Genomic DNA, 10,407 nt, shown 5'->3' with positions numbered 1-10,407 from the left:
AAGCTGCTGTGGCAGGGGGACAAGTCCCTGGTGGGCCAGGTGGACAGGCAGAACCTGACCGTCCACCGGTGGTTTGCCAACAAGGCCTGTCCCGGGGACCATCTGTACAGCCGTATGGGGGACATCGCCAAGCAGGTCAATGCAAAATTGGAAGGTGATACAATGAACGGAGAGGAAATCTACAAGGAGCTGACGGCCTATACCGCATCCCTCCCTCTGCCCGGCTGGGCGAAGAAGGAGCTGGAGGAAGCGGTGGCCATGGGCATTACCGACGGCACCGACCCCATGGGTTTGATCCCCCGCTATCAGGCGGCGATCATGGCCAAGCGGGCGGTCCAGAAAGGAAAGGTGAGCACATGATCAACTGGAAGGTGCGCTTTGCCAACAAGGCGTTTTGGCTGTCTCTAATCCCCGCTGTGCTGCTGCTGGTCCAGGTGGTGGCTGCGGTGTTTGGGTACACCCTGGAGCTGGGCGACCTGGGCAACAGGCTGCTGGCGGTGGTTAACGCCCTCTTTGCGGTACTGGCCATCCTGGGCGTGGTGGCCGATCCTACCACCAAGGGCATGAGCGACAGCACCCAGGCCCTTACTTACGACAAACCCAAGGAGAGCTGATCCATGCCTGACAATGATTGTCCCATCAACGGCATCAATTGCGTGTCCATCACCCGGGTGGAGGCCTTGGAGCGGGCTCTGGAGAGCGAAAAAGAAGCCCGCTCCCGGGCCCATGAGAAGATCTATGACCGGCTGGGAGAGCTGGAGCGGGGCATGGCCACCGTCACCACCCAGTACACCAACATTGCCTCCCAGCTGGCCACCATCTCAGCAGACCTGAACGCCATCAAGGAGAAGCCTGGCAAGCGGTGGGAGGCGGTGGTGGCCGCTCTTCTCACCGGCGTGGTGGGGTATCTGCTGGCCCGGTTTGGAGTGGGGTAAAGGCTTAAAGCTTTACCACCACCATTTACACCACTCAACAAACGGGAAGTAGCTTGATTTTACCTAAATAAAGGGAAGCGACCTGCAAAAAGAAACCGCTGGATTCCTTGTATCCCAAGGAATCCAGCGGTTTTTGGTTTGGAGCAGGTAAAGGGAATCGAACCCTCATATTCAGCTTGGGAAACATATAGGCTAAATCTTCTATACAATTCGCATAATTAAAAAATGTTGTATTTTCAGTGTATATAAGTCTATACTGAAAATCACTATTTTAATTCGCATTAACTATTTTATACTTTTTTTCACTCATTTAGCGTTCCAATAGTGTTCCACTTCCGTTGACTTTCCATCCCCACCGAGGTACAATAGGGGCAAGGAAAAGAGGTGCATGACATGGAGCGCAGGAAGAAGGGCAGCGGCCAGATCACCTATGTGGACGAGCCGAGCAGGAAGTCGAAATGGAAGGCCACCGTCCTGGACAGCCGGGGCAAGCAGAAAACCCGCTACTTTAAGACAGAGAAAGAGGCCAAGGCGTTTTTGCGCGATGTGAACGCGGACGCCAACAAATTAAAGGCCCTGATGGAGAGCGGCGTCACCTTCGCGGCCTTCTCCCAGGTGTTCCTTGAGGAAAAGCAAAAAAGCAATCTGAAAGTCACCGCCTATGAAACCCTGCGGCAGAACGTGGAGCGCGTCAACGGCTACCTGGGAAAAGTCATGCTGCGGGACATTGACAGTGACATGGTGCAGCAGATGATCTTTGACCTGGCGAAAGAGGGCTACTCGGAAAGCGTCATGAGCAAGTCCAAAATCGCCGTGAACAGCATTTTGAAAATGGCCGCATCCAAGCACTTTTTAGAGATGGTGCCTGTTCTGGATATTACCATACCCACGCAGAAAAAACAAGACACGGAGAAACTGGCGAAGAACAACTGGCTAAAGGATGCGGAGATCGCGGCCTATGAGACGGAGTGCAGACGCACCTATGTCCCCCAGAAGTACACCAAATACGCCGGGGAGACGCTGATGGTACACCCTGCCGGTTACAAACTGCTGTTCATCCTCCACACCGGCTTACGGCTGGGGGAGGCCCTGGCCCTCACCTGGGCGGACTACGACGAGTACAGTAAGACGGTCATCATCGACAAGAACGTGGTCTACACCAAGGACGGCAAGGTGACGCAGACCCCCAAAACCGAAGCGGGAGAGCGTGTCATCATTCTCAACCGGCAGGCGGCGGACGATCTGAAAATGCTCCGCGAACAGTTTGAGGAGCAGTCCGCCCTGATCGAACAGCGCAAAAAAGAGGCGCTGCGGCAGGCCGAACTGCAATTCTCCGGCACAGAGCAGAAGATCGCGAAGCAGAAAGTCCGGGAGCAATATTCCGCCATCGAGCGGGAACACAAGTATATCTGCAGCTCGTCCACCTTCCCTTATGGGAGCAGCGGCCACAGCAGCACCAAACAGACCCACGACAAGATCTGCAAGGCCATCGGCCTGTCCCACAAAGTCACCGTCCACGGCCTGCGCCACACCTATGTGACGCACTACTACATCAAGCACAAGAACGATCCCGATTTTGACCTCGCCACATTTTCCAAGTCCATCGGCCATTCCAGCATCCGCACCACCATGGAGATCTACGCCCACCTGGATATGACCCAAAACCGCTATGTCCCCCGCTCGGTGGATGACCTGAAGGAGTTTTGACTATCTTCTGGCTGAAACGGGGTAATTTCAAGCGTTGCTCCGGGGCATAATTTATATGGTTGCAATCAGCGAGATTTTGTGGTAGACTGAATCAACAAAGTGAATAGCAGACAGATACGATGAGAAACTTGTGTAACGCAGGTGCTCTTTATCATAAGCCGGTGAGAATCCGGCGCAAGGGGCCGTGTTCGTTGAAAAATGTCAGCCGGCCGTGATCGTACATTAGGGAGCACTTCTTGGGAGTCGTAGGCTGTTTTGTATCCATGCGGTCTTTCCAAGTAGGGAAGGCCGCTTTTTTATACTAAAAACAATTTAACTTTTTGTGGCCGTTCCGGAGAATCCGGGCGGCTGAACAAGGGAACCGGGTGAGAATCCCGGACGGTAACCGCCGCTGTATGCGTGATGTCCGCTGCTCGTCAACGAAAGTTCGCCATTGGGGACGTGCCCTGAGAAGGCAGAGCAGACCGGCGAAGGCAGGGAAACCTGCCCCAAGCGCAAGTCAGAAGACCTACAAAAAGTGACAAACCAGGTGCGGGACGCCGCACTTGGCATTTGTTGCGCAGGAAGAACGGCTGCGGATCCTGAGATCCGCAGCCGTTTTTTTAGGGGGGACAGGAATGATGGGAGATAACAACAAGAATCAACTGCAGGAACAGAAAAAAATGATTCTCAACATGATAGCGGAAGGTTCCAAGTCCCATGGGGAGGTCTTTGATAAAGACGACTCTCGCTACTCTGTTGACACAGAGGAAGGTGCGCAGATCTACGCATCTTTTTCCGATGAGGAGCTGTTGGACCTTCTGCGGGAAAGCGCCCAGCGACTGGGGTATTCGCCCTCTCAGGGAGAGGTGCACTGGATTCTGCGGACATATCTCAAAACTCGTTTCAAAAATTGGCCGGGGGCATTGCGTGCTGCAGGGCTGAGTCGTTCGGCAGGCCGGGGCGGGATGTTCCTAGAACAGACGGCGCAGAAGAACGAGGAATATCAGCACATGCTCGATCAGGTGCGGAGCATGGCGGAACAACTGGGCCGAATCCCGCACCCGTCCGAACTGCCTGAGATATGTCGGAAACTGAAAAAACGCTATCGGACCTGGGGCGAGGTTTTAGCTGCTGCCGGAGTGGAGGAAGCGATGGCGGTCCATCTGCAGAAAGAAGAAAATCTGAAGGATGATGAACTGCGTATGCTCCAAGAATTGAGAGCCCTTGCGAAAAGGTTGAACCGCTCGCCTCTTCGGAGTGAAATGGAGCAAGTTCTGCGAGAGTCCCTGCTCCGGCGGTTCGGATCCTGGCGGAATGTCCTTTATCAGATAGATCTGGAACCAGTTCAGCGCATCACGCCCTTTGTGAACGCGCCGCTGCAAAGGGGAAAAGGGCACAAGAGAGCAGCACATCGGCAGGAGTTATACGATTGCCACTACCGGCTGCTGAAGTTAGATCCGCAGACGGCGGAGGATCTGGAACTGGTGCGAAAACTGATGCAGCAGTTGGGCCGACCGCCTAACCGGCAAGAAGTACCGCCAGAGATCCGAAAGCGGCTGCAAAAGGCTTGCGGCTCCTGGTCAAATGCCCTATTTCAACTGGGGTTGCAGGAAAATCCCTGATTTTCCAGGCGCTACTGACTTATTTTTTGGCGAGGTATTCAGATGAAACGGAAATTAGGTATTCGGATCGCCCACATCCTGCTGGTGCTGCTGGGTGTCAGTTTCCTCAGTTTTTTGCTGATGCATATTTCGCCCGGTGATCCGGTCCGGGCCATGTACGCTGTCAGCGGAAGCATCCCCTCGGAAGAGATCCTGGAGCAGACTCGGGAGGAACTGGGACTCAATGACCCCTTTTTTGTCCAGTACGGACGCTGGGTTTCCAACTGCCTACGAGGGGACTTTGGCACATCCTACTCGAAGGGTGAGGCAGTTTCAGTGCTTTTGTCAGAGCGTGTCCTGCCCACGATCCAGTTGGCGCTGCTGTCGCTGGTGATCATGGTCGTTTTGGCGGTGCCTATCGGCGTGTGTTCCGCCCTCCGTCAGAACACCATACTGGACTATATCCTGCGAGGCACCACATTTATCAGCATTTCCATGCCAAATTTCTGGGTGGGATTGCTGCTGCTCTATGTGGTAGCCATGAAACTGGGATGGCTTCCGGTGGTGTCCAACCAAATGAACTTCCAGCGGCTGATCCTGCCCGCTGTGACGCTTGCCATTGCCATGGCGGGCAAATACGCCCGACAGGTTCGGGCGGCTATTTTGGAGGAACTGCGTCAGGACTATGTGGCAGGCGCTAGGGCCCGGGGGCTATCGGAACGATGCGTGCTCTGGTGCCACGTGCTTCCAAACGCTGTTTTGCCCCTCATCACCATGCTGGGGCTGTCTTTGGGCTCTCTGCTGGGCGGCACCGCCGTGGTGGAAGTGATCTTCTCCTATCCGGCGCTGGGCAGCCTGGCGATCTCCGCCATTACCTCCAGAGACTATCCGCTGATCCAGGGCTATGTACTGTGGATTGCTCTGATCTATATGGCGGTCAATCTGGTGGTGGATCTCTCTTATAACCGGCTGGATCCCCGGCTGAGAAAGGAGTTGCAGGCATGACCGCTGCGAAAAAGCGTTTTTTGGTGTTTGGTCTGATGGCCCTGGCCATTCTTTTGGTGGCCATTCTGGCCCCTGTCATTGCCACCCATGATCCCAACAGCTCCGTTCTGGCGGATGCGGTGCAGCCCCCCAGCGGGGAACACTGGTTTGGTACGGATAAAATGGGGCGGGATCTGTTCTCCCGTGTCATTTATGGTACCAGAACCTCCATTTTATCCACCATGGTGCTGGTGCTCAGCATTCTGCTTTTGGGCGGCGCCCTGGGCATCGTGGCCGGTTATGTCGGCGGCATAGTGGAAACCATCATCATGCGCGTTGCCGACATGATGGTCTCCTTTCCCGGTATGGCTCTTGCCATTGCCCTGGCCGGTATGTTGGGGGGCAGTATGACCAGCGCCATCCTGGCCATTATGGCGGTAAGCTGGACGAAATATGCCCGTCTGGCCCGCAGCTTGGTGCTGAAGGTCAAGCACCAGGACTATGTGCTGGCCGCTCGGATCTCCGGGACCCGGGAGCGGGACATCCTGCTGCGCTATATGGTGCCGTCGGCCCTCCCCACACTGGTCATTACCGCTGCCACCGATGTTGGAGGGATGATGCTGGAGTTGGCCGGCTTCTCCTTCTTAGGCCTGGGCGCTCAATCCACCTCTATCGAGTGGGGGTACATGCTCAATGAGGGACGGGCCTACATGGAATCGGCGCCGTGGCTGATGGTGTTTCCTGGGCTTGCCATCTTTCTGACGGTGGTGATCTTCAATCTGCTGGGAGACAGCCTGCGAGATATTCTGGACCCCAGAGAGAATGAGGCGCAGCCCCATTCAAAATCAAAGAAAAGAGGAGACAAAATGAAGCGTTTGAAACATGCACACACAAAGGTTGCCGCCCTTCTGGCTGGGGCGATGCTGCTCTCCGGCGTGCTCTCTGGCTGCGGCGGACTGCCTTCTTCCAATGGAGAAGAGCCGACCCACCTGAATTTTGGCTGTTACAGTTATTCCGACTCTCTGGACCCCATCACCACGGTGAATTCCAGCTGGGCGGGAATGCGGTACGGCATCCTGGAGTGCCTGTTCCGATTTGACAGCCAGGTGGTAGCTCAGCCCTGGCTCTGCGACACCTATGAACACTCGGATGACTACACCACATGGACTCTGCATATTCGTGAGGGCGTCCAGTTCTCCAACGGAAATCCTGTGACCCCCTCCGCCGTTCAGGCTGCATTTGAGCGGCTGTACGCTGAGACAGACGCCGACCGGGGCGGCACCGGCAACTCCAATCCGGAAATCTACCTGCCTGAGCCTGCTCTAACGGCGGATGATGAAGCGGGTACCCTGACCGTGGTCTGCCAGCGTCCCACGGGAAATCTGCCCGGTATTCTGGCCTACCCCTATTTCTCGGTGATCGATGTGTCGGTGGTGGAGCAGAGCATCGTCAGCACCGGCCCCTATAAGCTGGACAGCATGCAGGCCGGTGTAGGCGCTGAGCTATCCCGTAACGAGTATTACTGGAACGGAGAAGTTCCCTACGATACCGTTTCTATTCTTTTCATCGAGGACAGCTCTACCAAAGCCATGGCCCTCCAGAGCGGGGATGTAGATTTGGTAGAAAACATCACCACCGCCAGTGATCTGGAGAAGCTGGAAGCGGACAACCGCTTTTATGTCTCCACCGCCGCAGGCGTCCGCACCGGCAATTCTTATATGAACTTCAACGGCCCTCTGGGCAATGCTGCCCTGCGGCAGGCAATTCTTATGGCCCTCGATCATGAGACCATGTGCAATGTAACAGTGGCAGGTATGTATACTCCGGGCTTTGCAGCGCTGCCGTCCTCTTTGGCCTACAACTACGATCAGCTTACCAATCCTTATCCCTACGATGTTGAGAAAGCCAAAGAGACTTTAGATGAGGCTGGGATTGTGGACACCGATGGGGACGGCATCCGGGAGCTGGACGGTGAGAACATCGATCTGGTTTATCTGGCCTATACCAGCCGCAATCTCAACGATTTTGCCCAGGCCATTGCCCTCCAGCTGGAGGAGATCGGCATCGGCGTCACGCTGAATGTCAGCGACTATGACACCATCACCGCACTCCAGAACGCTGGAGAGTTCGATCTGGTTACCGCCAACACCACCACTGTGGGAACCGGCGATCCCCAGGATTTCCTCAGCTACTGGTATTCCGGCAATTCGGGAAGTTATGGCTACTACCATAACGAGCAATATGACGCCTGCTTTGAGGAGTTGGAGGTGACCACCGACCAGGACCGGAGACTGGAACTGATCACCCAGATGCAGCAGATCCTCATCGACGATGCGGCCACCATCATCCATGGCTATTATAATAGCCGGATGATCAGCTGGGTGGATCGGGTCACCGGCGCGGAGATCGCCACCATCGACTACTATTGGCTCACCAGTGAGATCGCGCCTGTGGTGGAGGAAAGCGGCGATGCTTGAGATCAATCAGCTGACGGTTGCCTATGACGAACGCCCTGTTTTGCGGGACTTTTCCCTCCGCATGAAGGAGGGGGAAATCACAGCCTTGGTTGGTGAGAGCGGCAGCGGCAAAACCACCGCTATCCGCTCCATTCTGGGGCTTTTGCCGCCAGGGGGTGCCGTGACCGCAGGAACGATCTCTTTTGAAGGCCAGCGGCTGCAAGGGCTTTCGCCGAAGGACTGGGGTTTCCTGCGGGGCAAAAAAATCTCCATGATTTTTCAGGATTCCGGTGCTATGCTCAACCCCATCCATACCATAGGCTCCCAGTTCCGGGAATATATCCGCACCCACAGTGACCTGTCCAAAAAGGAGGCGGGGGCGCTGAGCAAGGAAATGCTGGAACGCATGGGGCTTTCTGACCCGGAGAGCATATTGGGCGGCTATCCCTTTCAACTCAGCGGAGGCCAGCGCCAGCGTGTGGGCATTGCCATGGCTATGACTTTCCAGCCCAAACTTCTGCTGGCAGACGAACCCACCAGCGCCCTGGACGTAACCACCCAGGCACAGATTGTCCGGCAGATGCTGGAGCTGCGGGACACCTATGGCACGGCCATTCTTCTGGTGACCCATAATTTGGCGGTGGCCGCCTACATGGCCAGCCGCATCCTGGTCATGCGAAACGGCAGCACTGTGGAACAAGGTGACCGGGAGAGCCTTCTGCAAAGTCAGGAGCCATACACCTGCCAACTGCTCCAGGCAGTTCCGGATCTGGGAGGAAAACGCTATGTCTGAATGTATTTTGGAGGGGCGGGGGCTTACCCGCCGCTACCGGCGATCAGATGGGAGAACCCTAACGGCCTGCCAGCAGATCGATCTGAGTCTTTATTCTGGGGAGACGCTGGGAATCGTGGGGGAAAGCGGCTGTGGGAAAAGCACACTGCTGCGGATGTTGGCCCAGTTAGAGCGGCCTGATGAGGGATATCTCTTGTTTCAGGGGGAAGATGTGACTCGCTGGAAGGGCGAAAACCTGCGCCGGCACCGCAGACATATCCAGATGGTCTTTCAGGATCCCGCGGCCGCCTTTTTCCCACGCATGCGGGTGTGGGATGCCGTGACGGAGCCGCTGCGCAACTTCTCCCCCTGCTCCAGAGAGGAGTTGCGGGAAAAAGCCAGGCAGTTATTGGAAATGGTGGAACTCCCACAGGAGTTTCTGGATCGGTATCCCCACTCCATGAGTGGGGGTCAGCGCCAACGGCTTGGGATTGCCCGCGCCTTGGCGCTGGAACCCGAGGTGCTTTTGTGTGACGAGGCTACCTCTGCCTTGGATGTCTCCACCCAGGACCAGTTGGTGGAGCTGCTTGTGGCTCTCCAGCGGCAGCGGGAACTTGCCATCCTGTTTGTCTGCCACGATCTGGCCCTGGTCCAGTCCCTTTCTCACCGGATCATGGTGATGTATCTCGGCGTAGTGGTGGAGTCGCTCCCCAGCAGCCGTCTTGCCGAAGATGCGCTCCACCCTTATGCACGGGCCCTTCTGGGGTCTGTCTTTTCCCTGCATGATAGTCACGAAAAACCCATTGTTCCTCTCAGCGGAGAGGTACCCAGTCCCATTGACCGCCCTGCCGGCTGCCCCTTCCACACCCGCTGCCCCCACTGTACGGAGCTTTGCCGCACCCAGATGCCGCAAATGACCGTCGTGGGGCCGGAGCATTGGGTAGCCTGCCATCAGTACAGTCATCCTGCGCAGGAGGCACCATAATGCAGATAATAGATAGGAAAGCGTTGGATACCGGTCGAATCACCGGCATACTGCCCGTGCGGGGCGGTCCGGGTCTGCCGGTCTGGATGCTTTGCGGCGCGTCAGACGGCCCAACTCTGGTGCTGACCGCAGGCGTCCATGGCTGCGAATATGTAGGCATCGTGACGCTGCGGCAGCTCTTTGCCACTCTGTCTCCGGCGCAGATCCGGGGACGGGTAATCCTAATGCCGCTGGTCAATGGCGAGGGCTTTTATGCCGGCAGCAAGCAGGTGGTGCCAAGTGATGGAAAGAATATCAACCGGGTCTTTCCGCCTCCGGCGGAAGGTACGATGGCCCAGGAGATCGCCCGCACTGTGGTGGAGCAGATCTATCCGAATGCTGATTTCCTTCTTGATCTCCACGGCGGTGATGTGAATGAGGCAATGACGCCCCTGGTGTTTTACCCGGCCACGGCCGCGCCGGATGTGACTGCACAAGCCAAGGCAGCCGCACAGCATCTTGAAGTGATGTACCGCATCCCATCCACCGTACAAAACGGCTTGTACAGTTATGCAGCCCAGTGCGGTATTCCCTCTCTACTGATGGAGGTGGGCGGCATGGGCCTCTGGACGGAAAAACAGGTGGAGATGGAACTGCGCAGCATACAAAGCCTGATGGGATATCTTGATATGGGACCTGCTCCCGTCAAAAATATCCGTCAGAAGGAAACGATGGAAATGTGTTACGCGGAGGCGGACTTCTCGGGCCTATGGTTTCCCGAGGTTAAGCCTGAACGGTTGATTTCTGCTGGACAGATGCTGGGGAGGATCGAGGATCTGGAAGGGCACATTCTCCAGACGGTCCATGCGCGCTGGGATGGCATAGTGCTGTACCATACTGTTTCCTTGGGCGTGGCAGCAGAAGACGCCCTTCTTGCATATGGGAAGATAGAAGAATAGACGACCTAAGACTAAGATCTTTCCGCAATGCGCCAGTTTTTCAGTCA

Annotated in this window: 9 protein-coding genes, 1 pseudogene and 1 riboswitch; all 10 genes and pseudogenes read left to right on the top strand. The window is 56.1% G+C overall.

Going from position 1 to position 10,407, the window contains the following annotated elements:
• Positions 1 to 360, top strand: a pseudogene (locus tag B5F88_RS01125) (hypothetical protein); the annotation flags it as partial.
• Positions 357 to 614 (top strand): phage holin, encoded by a 258-nt coding sequence (locus tag B5F88_RS01120; protein ID WP_087341159.1) that lies wholly within the window; start codon positions 357 to 359, stop codon positions 612 to 614. The pseudogene B5F88_RS01125 and the gene B5F88_RS01120, both read left to right, overlap by 4 nt.
• A 3-nt stretch (positions 615 to 617) precedes the next feature.
• The gene (locus tag B5F88_RS01115; protein WP_087341158.1) at positions 618 to 935 is read left to right on the top strand and encodes a hypothetical protein; all 318 of its coding nucleotides are present in this window, start codon (positions 618 to 620) and stop codon (positions 933 to 935) included.
• 393 nt (positions 936 to 1,328) lie between these two features.
• The gene (locus B5F88_RS01110) at positions 1,329 to 2,642 is read left to right on the top strand and encodes a tyrosine-type recombinase/integrase (RefSeq protein WP_087341157.1); all 1,314 of its coding nucleotides are present in this window, start codon (positions 1,329 to 1,331) and stop codon (positions 2,640 to 2,642) included.
• A gap of 303 nt (positions 2,643 to 2,945) precedes the next feature.
• Positions 2,946 to 3,173: riboswitch (cobalamin riboswitch) on the top strand.
• 86 nt (positions 3,174 to 3,259) lie between these two features.
• Positions 3,260 to 4,246: a hypothetical protein gene (locus B5F88_RS01105; protein ID WP_087341156.1), complete on the top strand. Its 987-nt coding sequence runs from the start codon at positions 3,260 to 3,262 to the stop codon at positions 4,244 to 4,246.
• Positions 4,247 to 4,288: 42 nt separating this feature from the next.
• A complete protein-coding gene (nikB, locus tag B5F88_RS01100) occupies positions 4,289 to 5,230 on the top strand; it encodes a nickel ABC transporter permease (RefSeq protein ID WP_087341155.1) in 942 nt (313 codons plus the stop codon).
• Entirely contained in the window at positions 5,227 to 7,686 is a 2,460-nt protein-coding gene (gene nikC, locus B5F88_RS01090; protein ID WP_242959581.1) for a nickel transporter permease, read from the top strand. The genes nikB and nikC overlap by 4 nt, the downstream gene beginning before the upstream one ends.
• On the top strand, positions 7,679 to 8,458 hold the full coding sequence (locus tag B5F88_RS01085; protein ID WP_087341154.1) for an ABC transporter ATP-binding protein: 780 nt from the start codon (positions 7,679 to 7,681) through the stop codon (positions 8,456 to 8,458). The genes nikC and B5F88_RS01085 overlap by 8 nt, the downstream gene beginning before the upstream one ends.
• Positions 8,451 to 9,422: an ABC transporter ATP-binding protein gene (locus tag B5F88_RS01080; protein WP_087341153.1), complete on the top strand. Its 972-nt coding sequence runs from the start codon at positions 8,451 to 8,453 to the stop codon at positions 9,420 to 9,422. Before B5F88_RS01085 ends, B5F88_RS01080 begins: the two co-directional genes overlap by 8 nt.
• Complete coding sequence (locus B5F88_RS01075) at positions 9,422 to 10,360, top strand: M14 family metallopeptidase (RefSeq protein WP_087341152.1); 939 nt, start codon at positions 9,422 to 9,424, stop codon at positions 10,358 to 10,360. Before B5F88_RS01080 ends, B5F88_RS01075 begins: the two co-directional genes overlap by 1 nt.
• Positions 10,361 to 10,407 lie beyond the last annotated feature (47 nt).

Source organism: Flavonifractor sp. An306 (assembly GCF_002159455.1).
In the GTDB taxonomy this organism is placed as follows: Bacteria; Bacillota; Clostridia; order Oscillospirales; family Oscillospiraceae; genus Flavonifractor.
This window is presented reverse-complemented; position numbering and strand designations above follow the sequence as displayed.